This is a genomic window from Corynebacterium sp. HMSC055D05 (genome assembly GCF_001810365.1).
Classification (GTDB): Bacteria; Actinomycetota; Actinomycetes; order Mycobacteriales; family Mycobacteriaceae; genus Corynebacterium; species Corynebacterium coyleae.
Genome location: NZ_KV801047.1, coordinates 1 through 15,454 on the forward strand (window position 1 = coordinate 1; position 15,454 = coordinate 15,454).

Genomic DNA, 15,454 nt, shown 5'->3' on the forward strand with positions numbered 1-15,454 from the left:
CGCGGATTGCCCCTACCAACTACACGGAAACGGCGCAAACCGCGGTCGCAAACAGCGCTACCGGATACTCACCACACCGCTACCATTTCCTCCTTTCTAAACACTCTTGCTATCGACATCGATCGTGAGTACATTGTGAGTACATCGCTTTAAGGAGTTTGAAATGGCAGTTAAAGACCGGCGCTTGAACTTGCGTACATCCGCACACCAAGAGGAGTTTTTCCGCAGGGCCGCTGAGGTGACAAACACTTCGGTGTCACAGTTTGTGCTCGACAGTGCCGTGGAGCGCGCATTGATGGTACTTGCTGATCAGCGACTTTTTGTGTTGGGGGAAGAAGGTTTCTCTCGTGTTGAGGAACTTCTCGACCAGCCGGCCGACTTCTCTAAGCTTGGCAAACTTTTCGCTGAGGAGACTCCATTTGGCAAGGAGTTTCAATTTGGCGACTGACGGTGTGCTTCAGCCGCCTCGGAAACTTGTTAAGGCGGATGATCGTTCGAGTTTTCATTGTGGTGAGGTTTCGCTCGATGTGTGGTTTCGCCGCTACGCCATGCAGAATCAACGGGCACACAACTGTGTTGTTTACGTTTCCAAGTGGAATGACCGCGTCGCTGGGTACTATGCGGTCTGTACGGGTGGGATGGTTGCTGGAGCCGCGCCAGAAGCGTTTGCCAAGGGGCGTCCCGATCCGATCCCAGTGTTAATTCTCGCGCGGTTGGCGGTAGATGTGAATGCGCAGGGGAAAGGAGTTGGGAAAGCGCTGCTGAGAGACGCTCTAGCGCGGTGCTTCACTGTGGCTGGAGAAATTGGAGCCGCGGCAGTGGTTGTACACACGTTGGATGAACACGCGAAACGGTTCTACATGCAGTACGCAGAATTTCAGGAGATGCCGGAGCAACCGTTACATCTCTTGCTACCGATTAGAGGCATCAAACAGTTTATGACCCAGCCCGCAACCGCCTAAAACACCAACTGGTCCAGGAAGCGTTGCGCGCGTTCGGACTTCGGGGCGGCGAAGAACTCCTCGGGTGGGGCGATCTCGACGATGCGGCCGGCGTCCATAAACGCGATGTGGTCGGCAACGGCGCGGGCGAACGCCATTTCGTGGGTGACCACGATCATGGTCATGCCGTCCCGGGCGAGGCCAACCACCACGTCGAGAACTTCGCGGACGATTTCGGGGTCGAGGGAGGCGGTGATTTCGTCGAGAAGCAATGCCTTCGGCTGCATCATCAGCGCACGCACGATGGCCACGCGCTGCTTCTGACCACCGGAAAGTTCGCGCGGGCGAGCGTCAGCCTTGGCGGCAAGCCCCACGCGTTCGAGCAGCGCCACCGCCCGCGAGCGGGCCTCATCCTTGTCCGCGCCCTTGACCACCTTCGGAGCGAGCAACAGGTTCTCCATCACGGTCAGGTGCGGGAACAGGTCGTAGGACTGGAACACCATGCCAACGTCGGAGCGGACGTCCTTGAGTTTGGTGGCACTCGACGTGACGTCTCGGCCGTTGACCAGAATCTGGCCGGAATCCACCGACTCCAACCCGTTGACGGTGCGCAGGAGTGTGGACTTGCCGCAGCCGGACGGGCCGATAATGGCGAGGACTTCGCCGGGGTTGACGGACAGGGTGACGTCGTTAAGCGCCTTGTGCCCGTTGGGGTACGTCTTGGAGACATGCTCGAGCGAGATAAGCGACATCTAGCTCCACCTTTCTTCCAGCTTGCGCGCGGCGAGCGAGATGGGAAAACAGACGAGAAAATACAGCAGGAACACCACGCCGTAGATCCACAGGGCGGCGGACGGGTATTCGAAACGGTTGGCATCGATGATTTGCTGCGCCACCTTGAGCACCTCCACCACGCCAATCAGCGCGACGAGCGAGGTGGTCATGATCATGCGGTTGGTCAGGTTGATCGTCGCGGGAATTAGACCGCGCAGCGCCTGCGGCAGCACAACGTGACGATAAAGCGCGCGCCCCTCAATGCCCAGCGCCGCCGCAGAGAGGTACTGGTGGCGCGGCACCGACTCGATGGCGGCGCGCACCAGATCGCCGAGTTCAGCCGTGCCCCACAGCGTGAACACGATCACCGCCGCCACCCGCGCATCCAGGTTCAGTCCCCACGCGCGCGTGGCGTCGAAGTACACCAGAAACAGCAGCACCAACTGTGGCATGATGCGCACAAACTGCAGGTAGGTCTGGGTGATCACGCGAACAATTTTGCTTGGCGACGACATCACCACCCCCAACAGCGTCCCCAACACAATCGACAAACCCATCGACGCAAGCGCGATCTGGATGGACACGCCAAGGCCCATCAGGAGGCGTTGGAAGTTGTTGCCGTCGGCGAGGACTTGCAGATCAGAAAACATTCGCACGCACCTTCTTCTCCAGTTGTCCCGCGATGAGCGAAACCGGCAGCAAAATGATCAGGTAGAACGTGACCAAAAGCAGCAACGCCTCGCGCGTTTCGTAGGTCTGGCCGATCTGCTCCTTGGCGGTGTAGACCAAATCCGGCAGTGCCACGATGCTGACCACCGAGGTCTCCTTGATCAGGAAGATGATGTTCGCCGTAATCGCCGGCAGCGCAAGCGCCGTGGCCTGCGGCGCGACAACGTGACGCAGCGCCTGCATCCGCGACATACCCAGGCTTAAACTGGACTGCAACTGAATCGGGGCGACCCCCTCCAGGCCAGCGCGGATCGCCTCCGCCATGTACGAGCCACCCAGGAAGGCCAAGCCCACCACGGCGCAGGTCTCGCTCTCCAGCACGACGCCCATCTTGGGCAGGCCGAAGTACAGGAAGAACAATTGCACCAGCAGGGGAGTGTTGCGCGAGAGCTCGATGTACACCCGCGCGATCTGGCTCAGCACGGGCACCTTGAAAAACCGCACCCCGGCCACCAGCGCGCCAACGATAAAGGCGAGCACAATGCCTTTGGCGGCAACCCTCACCGTGAGGACTGCCGCCGAAGCATAAACCGGGATGTTCTCGGTAATGACCGAAACGTCCATGAGTTAGAGCTGGCCGCCCTCAACGACCAGGTCGTCCGCGGAAACCGCGTCGCCGTACACCGGCTTCAGGGTCTTCTCGTATGCGTTGTGGAAGAAGTTCTCCTTGCCGAGATCGACGAGTTCGTTGTTCATCCATTCGCGCAGGTCGTCGTTACCCTTCGCCACCGCGCCCGCGATGGTGTCCGTCTCACCCAGCGTCGGGATCGTCGCGGAGAAACCATCGGTCTTACCAGCCCATGCGAGAGCCTCCGTGTTGTCGGTGACCCAGGCGTCGCCGCGGCCGTCGAGAAGCGCGTTCGTCGCCTCGGTGTACTGCTCAAACTTGGTCAGGTTGATCTCCGGGTGGTTCTTCTCCAGGTACGCCTCCGCGGTCGTACCCTTAACGACGATCACGTTCTTGCCCTCAAGGCCCTCCACGCTATCGATCGGCGCATTGTCCGGGGTAACCGCACCCAACGACACCTTCATGTACGGGTTGGCGTAATCCACCTTCTCCTGGCGCTCCGGGGTCACCGTGAAGTTAGCCAGGATGATGTCGACCTTGTTCGTGTCCAGGAACTCCACACGCGAGGCAGCCTCCACCGGCACATACTCGACGTTTACGCCCAGGTCCTCGCCCAAACGATTGCCGTACTCGATGTCGTAACCGGCGAACTCGCCGTTCGAATCCACGTAGCCGAACGGGGACTTGTCCGAGAACACGCCGATCTTTACCGAGCCGTCCTCTTGGATCGTGGCCACATCGCGGAAGCCCGCGGCCGGCTCCGCGCCGTTCGTTGCGTCGGTGTCGCCGGACTCCGCGGAGCAGGCGGTCAGGGTAACGGCGGCGAGAAGAGCGGCGGCGCTGGCTGCGAGGCCCTTGCGGGTGTTGCGGGACGGGAAGAGTGACATGACAGTGAACTTTCTTTTGTAAAACTACGGCGGCGGATACCGCTTGGTTCAGTAAAAGTACACCAGTCTGTCTAGTTTTGTGAACTGGGGTGTTCGCTTTGTATTCATGCGGCGCGTTTCGGCTGCTAGAAGTCGTTACCAGGAATTCGTTGGTGCGGGGTTGAAGTGGCACGAACGACATCCCGGTAACGACATTTGCGAGGGAGGTACGGTGCAGCCGATTGGTCGGCATCGCTGCATGGCAGTCGAGTTTGGTCTGTACGCAGAGGCGCTAGTGGGTCATAATCGAAGCCGAAGGCTCGAATTGAGGAAGGAGGCGCAAATGGATCAGTTTTATACCTATGAACGCTTTGCACAATGGGTGCAATGTGAACTTGCTGCCGAGAATGATTCCTCTTTTGTGGTGCGTGTGCTGAAGCGTGTTGTGTCAGAGATCCGGGATATTAAAGATCACAAGGAGTTCATAGCGGCGCACCGTGAACCGGATACGACTGGAGATGCAGATTGGGATCGTGTCATTCGAGCTGCTGCTGAGATGACGTACTCCGAACGCTTCCCTGGGGAGAGCCCTGGATGGTCTGCTGAGATTTCCGAACCTCCTGAGGCCTGGTTCTACCCGACGAGTCGTCCTTCTCGGTTCGTTTTCAACCTTGAACGGACTCCGATCTCCTTCCGTAAAAGAAGTATCTGCTTGGGTGAGGGAAATCTACGAACGGCGAAGGACCACGATCGCCCGTGGATCTGACGCGAGATTAGCTCTTGCACGCGCTTGCAGAGCTCGAGAAACAGTTAGGAAATCAGGGAGCGAAGGCGACGCTCCGCGTTATCGGAGGCGCTGCAATTGCTCTGAGGTACGACGCGACTAGGGCAACGGCAGATATCGATTCTGTTTTTGGGAACTACCGGCAAGTTCGAAATGCGGTTGAAGAAACAGCCGTAAAACTCGGGTTACCTACAGACTGGGTGAACTCACAGGTGCACGATCTCGGGTTACCTTTTTCGGCCGATCACAGTCCGGATCTCCTAGTTATTGGTCCGAATCTCACTGTCGAGATTGCGTCAGCAGAGTTTCTGTTGTTTACCAAGGTGGTTTCGACTCGCCAGGCGGAGCAGGACCTCGATGATGCTGTTCAGAAGACTGAAATGGTAGCGGTGTGGTGAGTATTTGGTAGCGGCTGAGTGAGCATCCGGTAGCGGAGGCTCACCCGGGCTCGGCACCGTCGGCGAGCCGGTGAAGAATTCAGGGATGGCCGCGTTGTCAGGGGCGGGTTTGGTACCGGCGTCCTGAAGGCTCGGTACTGCCGCGTTCCAATTAGTTGGTACGTGGACAGCCGAACTGAGCCGACTGCACGGCCCCGGCTGTTAGGCATTAGTCGTTCGAGCAGCCCACTGAGGCGGCGCCGTTGCGCATGGTGATGACTTCTATGCGGATTCGGTGGCCATTATGCTGCAGACGGCTCACCGGCAGCGTTACTCGCAACTGCCTGCCTGCAACGGTTCAATGTGTCTTCGGCGCTTAGAACGCTCGGACCCCGGGCTGCCCAGAATGCCCACCACTGTTGTCGGCCTGGTGTCGAGACAGCGGTGCAGTCCGCGAGCAGGATCCAGACGTCTACTTCTTATAACAGGTCACGCTGACACAACATCACCGAAACAGGGTGCTTCCAGCATCAACTGTGAAAGAGATCTGCAGTACCGAGTACGTGGAGCACCGGTACCAACTACGCGGAATCGTGGTACCAACTACTCCGAATCGACAGGTATCAAGGATGAACTTGGGCCGCTCCTGAAGCGAGATGAAATGCAACCCGGCTTCGTTAGTGCCGATGAGTTGGGGCGGTCGGGGAGGCTTCCGCAGCATAGCTCCAATTTCAAATGCGGACTTCATCTGGAACGTCCCGCACCCTAATGAAGCGGATACAGGAACCATCATCACCCCATGCAATTTGAGCTGCTACCGGATGCTTCACTGAAGCGCTACCGGATAGTCACGACACTGCTACCAAATAGCCGGTCGCAACAGATGCGGTTGTTCTCGCGAAACACCTGGGGTTACGCAATGCTCAAGACATTGAGCAAGCGGTGAAACAGTTCGGCAGCGTTGATGGGCCAGTCGAACTATTCGTTGAAGTCATTGCAGCGGAGCTCTAGAAAAGGGGATATTTCTCGAGATAGGTGATATTTGACGCCGCGTTTCGGCTGCTAGAAGTCTTTACCTGGAACCCGTTAGTACGGGGTTAGGGTCGCACTAACGGGCTCCAGGTAACGACCTTTACGCGGGGAGGGGCGAGGAAGGCCGCCGGAAAAGCGCGCGGCCCGCACCACGGCCCGCACCGCCGACCCGCTCCCCCTACCGCGGCTCGACGGGATTGCATTGCCTTAGATGCCGAGAACAACGAGACGGGTCTACACCGAGCCCGATTGACAGCGATCCCCGAGAAATTCGTAGAACGGGGACTAGAAAGGTGCAGATCGAACCACTAGGCTCAGGTAAAAGTCCTGAGAAGTGGTTCGTCCCCTATGTCCGTAAGTGAGGAGGTGCGAGGTGAGGGTTACGTTGGAGCAAGCTGCCGAGAACTTCCACGCAGATTTAGAAGACATGAGACGTGTGGTCAAGAGCGGACGCGCAGTGTTGGATGAGCACGGAACCATTAACCTCATGCTCGCGCAAGCGTTGTCGCGATTCGTCTCCGAGGAGTTCACTAGGCTTTTCGGCGCTGAGCAATCGTTTGTTGCCTGGGATCTCGTTTATGTCGAGCCGACCTATTTCAACCTCGTGGATCAATTCCGGCCGGCTGAGACAGGACTACTGGACACCCGGGAAATGGGGCTTGCGCCAGGGGGACGCCGGTATGTGCAAGCATCCTCGCGAGACGAACTGATCGATGCGGGGATCTATGGGCTGTGTAATCAAACATCCCGTGTAGGTGTCCTCATCAGGGAAACAGATTGCACTGAGCAACAAGCTCTCGCTGATGCTTACATGCTTGGGGATGCTCGGCTGCAACAGGCGGTCCGAGCGTATGTGGTAGAGCACTCGACACTCGCAGCGTAGCCACTATGGACCACGTTCGTCTGTTGCTCCTCAAGGTTGCGTCTGCGCTTGATGGGGAAGACTGGTTGCTCGTTGGCGGGGCGATGACCCACCTGCACTGCGCGTTGAATGAGGTTGGCTACGCCAGGCCAACAGAAGATGTCGACATAGTCGTGGATCCGGTTAACCATTCGACTCTGGGCAGTGTGGCACAAAAATTGGAGGAAAGCGGATACGAGCCAGTCTTGCCACTAACTAGAGAAGGGTTCCTCCATCAGTTTCTCGGTGGCCAGGGATTTCGTGTTGATGTGATGGGGAAGGACAGTGAAAATACGCCCGACCGATGGCGCGGGTACAACGTCGTAAAGTGCCCCGGGTCCAAATCAGCACTCGGCATCCTTTCAGATGGGACGCTCAAGGATGTTCTGGAGGTACCGGTTAGTGACGAGCGGGCGGTCCGCCTGCCAAACGTTTGGTCTGCCATCTCAATAAAGGGCCACGCCCTTCGGCTCGCCGACGGAAACCGTGAACGTCACGTTCAAGATGCGCTCGCACTACTGGCGTGCGCTAATAGGACAGAAGTAAAACGAGAGCTGACAAAATCTGAGCGACTTGCGGTAAACAACATTCTCTCGAGTTCCTACATGTCCAACGTCGAGAATTGGCTGCCCTTGGACCAGGAACATTGGAGCGAGGCTCTTCAAGAGATCAGACGGTTGCGTCCCCGGGGGCCTATATCAGTACCTGAGCTGATTCAGCCGCGTTTACCGCCCGAGAAGCGATGAGTCGGGATCGGACCCCGACTTCCGCGGAAGGGGCGAAGCTCACCCCTACCGCGGCTCGACGGGGTTGCCTTGCCAGACGGTGTTGGCGGGCACCTCGTCGCCACGCATGACCAGCGAGCCGGGGCCCACGGTGGCGCCGGCGCCGATGACGGAGCCCGGCAGGGAGACGGAGTGGGCGCCGAGAGTGGCCGACGCCTCGATGGTGACGGTGTCCAACGACATCACGCGGTCCTGGAACAGGTGCGTTTGCACGACGGTGCCTGGGCCTACGGTGGCGCCGGCGCCGACGGAGCACAGGTCGGTTTCGGGGAACCAGTAGGACTCGACCCACGCCCCGGGCCCAATTTTCACGCCCAGGGCCCGTAGCGCGAGATTCATTTCGCCGGAGCCGGTGGCCCAGTTGAAGAACCAAGGCGCAGCGATGACTTCGATGAACTGGTCTTGCAGTTCGTTAAACCACACGAACCACGAGTACAGCGGGTGTTCGCCGGCGCGGTGTTTGCCCACGAGGACCCACTTCGCCACCACGGCGGAGGCCACCGCGACCACGCCGACGCCCATCCAGGTAAGCCCGCCGAGCAGGTACGTCCACCAGCCGACGCGCTCAAGCAACGTCACCACGCAAGCCGCGAAGAGGGCTGCCAGCACCGCCTGAGTCATGGGGGCTAAAAGGCGCATCGTCTCCACGACACCACGCCTGCGCACCAAACCCTTCGTCGGTTCGTACGTCGCTTCACCTGCGGCTTCGACCTCCACGCGGCGCATGCGCTCGGGCGGGGATCCCCACCAGTTCGAGTGCGCCTTGGACTTCTTCGGGCTTGCGGACAGCACGGCCACCAGGGAGTGTTTGGCCAGTTTGCGGCCCGGGGCGACCATGCCGGAGTTGCCCACGAACGACCGCTTACCCACGACGGCGTGGTCGGTCCGGATCCAACCTCCGCCGATTTCGTAGCCGCCGGCGAGGGTGTCGTCGGCAAGAAATGCGCCTTCGCGGACTTCGGTGAGTTTCGGCACCATGACCGCGGTGGACACTTCTGCGTGCTCGCCGATGTCGGCACCGAGCAGGCGCAGCCAGACGGGGGTGGCGGCGCCGGCGTAGATGGGGAAGTAGCGGGTACGGGCGTCGTCCATGAGGCGGGTGACGGTCCATAGGCTCCAGCCGCGAAGCGACCGGACGGGGAACACGCCGGGTTGGACACCAAGTTGCGCGAGGCGCACGCCGGCCCAGGTCAGGGTGAGTCCGAGGCCGATGTAGACCACGCCACCGACGGGCGCGAAGACCAGCAGGCCCCACACGGAGCGGGTGTCAACCAATCGCGCAAGGCCGAGCGTCGCCGCCGCACCACCGAGCACCGCCAGCGCGGGCAGCACCGACAACGCCAGGGAGGTCAGTCCGTACGCAAGCGCCCACATGGGGCGGCGCGGCGGGCGTTCGTTGGGGAAGCGGTGCTTGGAGCGCCCCTTCTTGCGGGCGGGCGAGCCGGCCCAGCGGGCGTGCTTCTTCACCGGTTTGTCGCCGGTGACGGTGGAGCCCGCCTCCACGTGGGCGCCCTCGCGGATTTCGGTGCCGGGCATCAGTGTGGAGCGCGCGCCCACGCGGGCGTCGGGGCCGATGACCACGGTGCCGACGTGCAGTTCGTCGCCGTCGAGCCAGGTTCCGCCGAGGTCCACGCCAGGCTCAATGGCGGCGCCCTCGCCGATAGTGGCCAGGCCGGTCACCGGCGCGAACGCGTGCATGTCCACGTCCTTGCCCACCGTGTTGCCAAGCAGTCGGGCGGTGACCTTGGCGGCGTTCGCGCTCGCGATGTTCATCGCGCCGGAGGCCGCCAGCCACCGCTCAGCGGTCCACAGCCGCAAATGCACAGCGCCGCCGCGCGGGTACACCCCAGGCTCGATCCGACCCCGGATCGCCCGCGCCCCGAGCGCTCCGATCGGGATGCGCCCCAGCGGCGTGCACAGCACCGCAAACGCCAACGCGAGCCAGGTCCACGACAGCGTGGTCAGGCCCAGCACATTTGCGACGATCGCCACCCACGTCACCGCCGCCGACGCCTTCAGCGTCATCACCGGCACCATGAGCAGCGTCTGCGCCAGCCGGGTCGCGCCCGAGACTGGAGCCACAGAACGTTCGCGGGTGGAGGTTTTGGCGGTGTGGGTGAGGTCGTCGATAAGCGATGCAAGCGTTTCCAACCTCGGGTGGTCGTAGAGGTCGCGCACCGCGATGGTGGGCACGCGCTCGCGCAGACGCGCGATGAGCGAGGCCGCAGCTAGCGACGACCCACCTAACTCAAAGAAATCCGCATCCTTGCCCGGCACGTCCAGGCCGAGCACCGCCACCCATGCTTCAGCGACCCACTGCTCGGTCGGCGTCATGCCGACCGCATCCACGCTGGCGGGCAGCGGCCACGGCAGGGCTTTCTTGTCCACCTTGCCGGAGGTGCGGATCGGTAGTTCGTCCATCACGTGGATGCGCGGCACGAGCGCGGCCGGCATGACCTCGGCGAGGCGCTCGCGCATCTGCTGCACGTCCAACGAAACGCCGTCGTCGGGGGAGACATAGCCGACGAGCACCTTGTCGCCTGCGGGCAGCGTTTGTACGGCGACGGCGGAGTTATACACGCCGTCGAGCGCGGCCACGTTGGCCTCCACTTCGCCGAGCTCGATGCGGCGCCCGCCGATTTTCACCTGGTCGTCGGCGCGGCCGATAAACGCCAGGCCATCCTCGGTGAGTCGCACGTGGTCGCCGGTGCGGTACGCGCGCTCCCAATCACCCATGGGGGCGTACTTCTCCGCGTCTTTCTCCGGGTCGAGGTAGCGCGCGAGGCCCACGCCGCCGATGATCAACTCACCTGCTTCTCCCTCGCCGTCGCTTGCGATGGCGAGGTCCCAACCGTCCAGCGGCCAACCGATAGTCACGGGCTTGCCGGGGAAGAGCCGGGTTGCGCTGGCCACCACGGTCGCCTCGGTGGGGCCGTAGGTGTTCCACATCTCGCGGCCGTCGGCAAGGCGGTCAGTCAGTTCCTGGGAGCAGGCCTCGCCGCCCACAATGAGCAGGCGAATGTTGTCCAGGGCCTCCTTCGGCCACAGTCCGGCGAGCGTGGGCACGGTGGAGACGACCGTGATGTCGCGACGGATCAGCCACGGGCCCAAATCCTGACCCGAGCGCACCAGCGCGCGCGGGGCCGGCACCAAACACGCCCCGTGGCGCCAGGCCAGCCACATCTCCTCGCACGACGCGTCGAACGCCACCGACAGGCCCGCAAGCACGCGGTCGTCGGGCCCGAGCGGTTCGTCCTGGCAGAACAGGCGCGCCTCCGCATCCACGAACGCGGCGGCCGAGCGGTGGGTCACCGCTACGCCCTTTGGTTTGCCGGTGGAGCCCGAGGTGAAGATGATCCAGCAGTCGTCGTCGGGGGTGACTGTTGCAAGCGCGCCAAGCTCGCCGCCCAACACACCACCACCAACCGGCGCCTTCACCAACCGCAGGCCCTCGTCGGTCCAGATGGCGTCCACGTCCGCTTCGGTGAACACGGTTTCGGCGCGCTCGTCCGGGTCGTCCGCGTCGACGGGGACGTAGGCGCAGCCGGCGCGCATCGTCGACAAGATAGCGAGGTATAACTCGCGGGTGCCGGACGTCATCCGGATGCCAACGCGGCCCCGGTACGGCACACCCTGGGTGCGCATGGCGGTGGCGCGTTGGTCGATTTCTTCGACGAGTTCGGCGTACGTGATTACTTCGCCGTCGTCGATGGCCGCCGCGCCGGGGTGGGCTTCGGCGGAGGCGAAAAGGACATCAATAAGTGTCCGCTCCGGCGGGGCGAGGTGGCTGTGCAGGAGCGGATTGGGAAGGGGCTCGGCTTGAACCATGCGGATTAGGTTAGACCTATCCGGGGCGCATCGCTCGACTACACGGCGACTACACGGCTATTCCGTCTCGAGCGCTTGCGACAGCTTCTTCAGGTTCTTCAGCTGCTTCTGGGACGACGCTTCGAGTGCGCGCTCCTCGGCTGCAACCACGTCGTCGCCAAGTTTGGCCAGCGCCTTCGTGCCCTTCTTTGTCGCGGCGACGATCTGGCGGCGACGGTCTTTCGGGTCGCGGTCGCGGGTGACCCAGCCGAGTTTCTCCAGCGAGTCGATGAGCCGCACCATGTCGGAGGCGTCGATGATCAGCAGCTCGGACAGTTGGCGCTGCGACATTGGAGCGACGTCCACACAGGACAGCACCCAGTACTCGCGCATGGTGGTGTCGTGCTTGGCCAGGGTGCGTTCGACTTCGTCCTTGGTGTGCCTGCGCACGCGTTCGATCTGGAAGTGGGGAGACTTCAGCAGAGCGGAGGGCAGTTCAGGAAGCGTCGACATACCCCCACCATACTTCCCTGCAGCGTCCCAATGGTTGGGACGGCCTAATTTTCGTGCGGCAAACCTTGTTCGACCCAGGCGGTGGTGCCGCCCGCGACGTTGTAAATGCCGTCCCAGCCGAGGGCTTGCTCGAGGTATTCGCCGGCCTGTGCGCTGCGGCCGCCGCCCTTGCAGATCAGGTAGATGTCCTGATCCGGGTCGATTTCGCTGTAGCGTGCCACGAACTCGGACAGCGGAATGTTCTTGGCGCCGGTTGCGCGGACGGCGGCGTATTCGTCGGCCTCACGCACGTCGATAAGCTGTGCGTCTGCGGGGACTTCAGTAACTTGGACGTTTTCCATGGCTCGTATGATAGCGGCCGTGACGTCCACTCCTCGCTGGGTTTATCATGTGCGCCGCATTGTCGCGCTGCTCATCGTTGTGTTCGTCGTGCGCATATTGCTTTTCGACGACACCACGCCTTCCCCCGAAACCCCCACCACGGAAGAGACGTCGTCGGAGGCGTCGGTTCGTCGAGAAGCAGCTGCGCAGATTCCAGCGGGACGGCCGGTGGAGATGGTTGTGCCGGTGTTGGGGATGCGCGCCGGGTTTGAGGCCGAGGATTGCCGGGTGGTCGATGGCGCGATCGATCCGAAGAGCCTGGATAAGGCGTGTGCGCTGACGGGGGAGGGGTACCCGTACGCGCTGCCTGGCACGGATGCGAAGGATCTTGTGGTCATCGCGGGTCACACGGGTGCGGGGGTGAGCGCGGTGTTTAACAAGCTTTACGACGGCACCACCGAGCACCACAACGTTGCCGTCGGCGACTACCTCTACGTGCGCACCGAAACCTCCGGGCAGGACTGGCTGGTCTACCGCGCGACCGATCTGCACGATCCTGACAAGAAGTCGCTTGCCTCCAACCCGGAGATCTGGGGTGACGGGCCGATGCCTGGCCGGCTGCTGACCATCAGTTGTGTGCAGCCGTCGAACCTGCTGGCCAACTCGGTGCGCAATGCGGTGGTGGGGTGGCAGCTCGAGGGCACCGCCACTGACGACGAGGTGGAAACCGTCTTCCAGCCACGTTGATTTCTGGTGCGTTGTCGCGCCCGTTTGTCAAATTGTGACAAAAGTTTCTCGTGTGACTGGTGTAAAAACTGTCAAGACACTGTAGACTTCAAGTTGAACTTTAGACTTTCTCAACTTCAGGAGACCACAATGAACCGCCTTCTCGCCGCAGCCGCCGCTGGCGCTCTCGCCCTGGCCGCCCTGCCGATGACAAACGCCAACGCGCAGGACCTGCCCAAGGAAACCAAGGACGCGCGCGGCGAAACCTACTTCCTCAACGAGGAAGGCACCCACTACGTGCCTGACGCGCAGGAGGCGCTCAAGCCGTTCGCGCAGCTCGACTCTGCACAGCAGGAGAAGGCAGTTGCAATTGTCGACGCCGCCGTGGCCGGCCTTATCGACACCGGCGTCATCCGCGACGCCCAGACTTCTGTGCAGGCACCGGCACCCGCTCCCGCTCCGGAGCTCTCTGAAGAGGAGAAGGCTGAGGCGCAGTCTGGCGGCGAGGCCACCCAGGCCCCGGCTGAGAAGCCGCTTGGCGCCGACAACGTCGACCCGGCCAACCCGGACCCGGTTGCCAACGGCTTGGTCAAGTTCCCGCCAGTGGCCACCCTGGACGGCGTGACCTACTTCCTGAACAAAAACGGCCACACCTTCGTCGCCGATGTCCTGCGCGTGAACTCGGATGTCACGCCGGAGGAGATTGCGTTGAGTGATGGGCTCGTCGCAAAGTTTGCTGGCGAAATCGCGCGCCAGGGTATCGAGGCCGCTCGCGCTGCCGGCGACCTGAACGTCGACGTCGCCCCGGCTGCCCCGTACGCCGCCGAGCGTGGCGGCGCTGAAACCGTTGACGCGGCCGCCGCTGACACTGCCGCGACCGCCCAGCGCGGCCTCGCCGCCGAGACCGGCTCCAACACCCTCGTGCGCGCACTGTTCGCGCTGCTGCTCGCATCTGTGCTGGGTACCGGCGTATACGCCTTCGCGCGCCGTCGTCTTATCTAGGACACCCGACTTGATTTACGGCTGAGAATGATGTTCCCTTAGTTCGTGAATTATAGACATCTGATCGCCACCGCCTGTGCATCCGCTGTGATCGCAGGCGGTGTCGTAGCTCCTGCAACCGCCCACGCTCACGTCGATATCGACCCACTGAGCCGTGAATGCAAGGAAGCCACTGCTGCTGCGAAGAGGGGCGCGCCGATCCCGCACATGGACCGCTTCGTGTTTAGCGACAACGAAAACGCCCTCGTCGAAAATACCCTGTACCTTTACGCGCCGGATCACCTGAAGCCGCACATCAACCGCGCCACCGCCGAATGGCGCAAGGCCACCAATGAACTCGTGCGTTTCGAGTACGTGGACAAACCCGGCTACAAAGTCGTCACCGTCCAGGAGGCTAACCTCGGCGGCTCCGTAGGTCGCGTCACCGGCAACGTGCACGACATGAAGGTGCTCATCAATCCGGCGACGATCCGTGGAGGACACGAACCGAGCATCACCATGACCCTCGCCCACGAGATCGGCCACGCCATGGGCCTTGCCCACTCGTGCGACGGTGCGCTGATGAAGGTGGGCAACAACCGCGGCAAGTCCGCGACTACCCCGCAGGCCCTGGACGCACAGGTGCTCATCCAGCACAACAACCTTAAGCAGTACGGCGGCCGCCCGCCGAAGCCGAGCACGACTGCTGCGCCTGCACCTGCGCCGGTTGAGCCAACGACGTCTGAGCCCGCACCTGTGGTTCCTGAGCCGTCCACGCCTGAGCCGTCCACGCCTGAGGTCAGCACCGTCGTTACGACGGTCCCGGCCACAACGACCAGCGAAGAGCCAACCACCGAGACGACGGTGATCGAAACTGTCGTGGTTGAGGAGCCCACCTCTGCGGAGCCGACCCCCGAGGAGACCACCCAGGTCGCTCCCGTCGAGGAACTCCCGAAGCCGACCACCCTGAAGGAAGCGTTGGATGCGGTGAAGGAAGCGGAGCGTAACTACATTGCCGCGGATGCTGCTGCTACCGCAGCGAAGGAAAAGGGTGAAGGTGTCGACGAAGCCGAGGCAGCTGCGGAGGCCGCCTGGCACGTCTTGCGGGCTGCCCAGAACAATCTTGAGGAGTTCAAGGCGCAGCACCCGGATGCCACGCTCGAGCCGGAGGAGCCAGTAACACCTCCGGCAACGCCTACGACCAAACCCGAACTCGAGCCGAAGCCAACAACCAAGGCTGAGGTGACGACGCAGCGTCCCACCCCGACCACGAAGCCAACCCCGACTACGAAGGCTTCGGTGACCGCGCCGTCCACGACGACCACGAAGGCGACCTCGACTAAGAAGGC

At 62.1% G+C, this 15,454-nt stretch carries 16 protein-coding genes; 9 read left to right on the forward strand and 7 right to left on the reverse strand.

What is annotated here, in order from left to right; translation table 11 throughout:
• Positions 1–163 precede the first annotated feature (163 nt).
• The gene (locus tag HMPREF2734_RS03280; protein WP_070422461.1) at positions 164–448 is read left to right on the forward strand and encodes a type II toxin-antitoxin system TacA family antitoxin; all 285 of its coding nucleotides are present in this window, start codon (positions 164–166) and stop codon (positions 446–448) included.
• Entirely contained in the window at positions 438–962 is a 525-nt protein-coding gene (locus HMPREF2734_RS03285) for a GNAT family N-acetyltransferase (RefSeq protein WP_070422462.1), read from the forward strand. The genes HMPREF2734_RS03280 and HMPREF2734_RS03285 overlap by 11 nt, the downstream gene beginning before the upstream one ends.
• Here the strand turns inward: HMPREF2734_RS03285 and HMPREF2734_RS03290 are convergent.
• The 4 genes from HMPREF2734_RS03290 to HMPREF2734_RS03305 are packed head-to-tail and all read right to left on the reverse strand — an operon-like array spanning position 959 to position 3,899.
• Positions 959–1,693: an amino acid ABC transporter ATP-binding protein gene (locus HMPREF2734_RS03290; RefSeq protein ID WP_070569171.1), complete on the reverse strand. Its 735-nt coding sequence runs from the start codon at positions 1,691–1,693 to the stop codon at positions 959–961. The genes HMPREF2734_RS03285 and HMPREF2734_RS03290 overlap by 4 nt on opposite strands.
• The gene (locus HMPREF2734_RS03295; protein WP_070422464.1) at positions 1,694–2,365 is read right to left on the reverse strand and encodes an amino acid ABC transporter permease; all 672 of its coding nucleotides are present in this window, start codon (positions 2,363–2,365) and stop codon (positions 1,694–1,696) included.
• Complete coding sequence (locus HMPREF2734_RS03300) at positions 2,355–3,008, reverse strand: amino acid ABC transporter permease (RefSeq protein ID WP_070569174.1); 654 nt, start codon at positions 3,006–3,008, stop codon at positions 2,355–2,357. The genes HMPREF2734_RS03295 and HMPREF2734_RS03300 overlap by 11 nt, the downstream gene beginning before the upstream one ends.
• A gap of 3 nt (positions 3,009–3,011) precedes the next feature.
• The gene (locus tag HMPREF2734_RS03305) at positions 3,012–3,899 is read right to left on the reverse strand and encodes a transporter substrate-binding domain-containing protein (protein ID WP_070569177.1); all 888 of its coding nucleotides are present in this window, start codon (positions 3,897–3,899) and stop codon (positions 3,012–3,014) included.
• A 322-nt stretch (positions 3,900–4,221) separates the two neighbouring features.
• Between HMPREF2734_RS03305 and HMPREF2734_RS03310 the strand changes: the two genes are divergently transcribed.
• The 4 genes from HMPREF2734_RS03310 (at position 4,222) to HMPREF2734_RS03325 (ending at position 7,718) form a co-directional block, all read left to right on the forward strand.
• On the forward strand, positions 4,222–4,644 hold the full coding sequence (locus HMPREF2734_RS03310) for a hypothetical protein (protein ID WP_070450346.1): 423 nt from the start codon (positions 4,222–4,224) through the stop codon (positions 4,642–4,644).
• A 14-nt stretch (positions 4,645–4,658) separates the two neighbouring features.
• Positions 4,659–5,060: a DUF6036 family nucleotidyltransferase gene (locus tag HMPREF2734_RS03315; RefSeq protein WP_070569183.1), complete on the forward strand. Its 402-nt coding sequence runs from the start codon at positions 4,659–4,661 to the stop codon at positions 5,058–5,060.
• Between the two features lie 1,384 nt (positions 5,061–6,444).
• Complete coding sequence (locus HMPREF2734_RS03320; protein ID WP_070569186.1) at positions 6,445–6,954, forward strand: hypothetical protein; 510 nt, start codon at positions 6,445–6,447, stop codon at positions 6,952–6,954.
• A 5-nt stretch (positions 6,955–6,959) separates the two neighbouring features.
• A complete protein-coding gene (locus HMPREF2734_RS03325) occupies positions 6,960–7,718 on the forward strand; it encodes a hypothetical protein (RefSeq protein ID WP_070569189.1) in 759 nt (252 codons plus the stop codon).
• Between the two features lie 45 nt (positions 7,719–7,763).
• Here the strand turns inward: HMPREF2734_RS03325 and HMPREF2734_RS03330 are convergent, their stop codons facing one another.
• Genes HMPREF2734_RS03330 through HMPREF2734_RS03340 form a run of 3 tightly spaced genes read right to left on the reverse strand, consistent with a single transcriptional unit; the run spans position 7,764 to position 12,418 of the window.
• Complete coding sequence (locus tag HMPREF2734_RS03330) at positions 7,764–11,585, reverse strand: Pls/PosA family non-ribosomal peptide synthetase (RefSeq protein WP_070569192.1); 3,822 nt, start codon at positions 11,583–11,585, stop codon at positions 7,764–7,766.
• A 57-nt stretch (positions 11,586–11,642) separates the two neighbouring features.
• On the reverse strand, positions 11,643–12,077 hold the full coding sequence (locus HMPREF2734_RS03335) for a MarR family winged helix-turn-helix transcriptional regulator (RefSeq protein WP_070422469.1): 435 nt from the start codon (positions 12,075–12,077) through the stop codon (positions 11,643–11,645).
• A gap of 44 nt (positions 12,078–12,121) precedes the next feature.
• On the reverse strand, positions 12,122–12,418 hold the full coding sequence (locus HMPREF2734_RS03340; protein WP_070569194.1) for a rhodanese-like domain-containing protein: 297 nt from the start codon (positions 12,416–12,418) through the stop codon (positions 12,122–12,124).
• A 19-nt stretch (positions 12,419–12,437) separates the two neighbouring features.
• Here HMPREF2734_RS03340 and HMPREF2734_RS03345 point away from each other — a divergent pair, with 19 nt between their 5' ends.
• The 3 genes from HMPREF2734_RS03345 to HMPREF2734_RS03355 form a co-directional block, all read left to right on the forward strand.
• Positions 12,438–13,145, forward strand: a complete 708-nt coding sequence (locus HMPREF2734_RS03345; RefSeq protein ID WP_141739339.1) for a sortase family protein — start codon at positions 12,438–12,440, stop codon at positions 13,143–13,145.
• Positions 13,146–13,274: 129 nt separating this feature from the next.
• Positions 13,275–14,126, forward strand: coding sequence for a hypothetical protein (locus tag HMPREF2734_RS03350; RefSeq protein WP_070569197.1), 852 nt, complete (start codon positions 13,275–13,277; stop codon positions 14,124–14,126).
• 45 nt (positions 14,127–14,171) lie between these two features.
• Positions 14,172–15,454: hypothetical protein (locus tag HMPREF2734_RS03355; protein WP_141750413.1), on the forward strand; the 1,283-nt coding region annotated here is incomplete at its 3' end.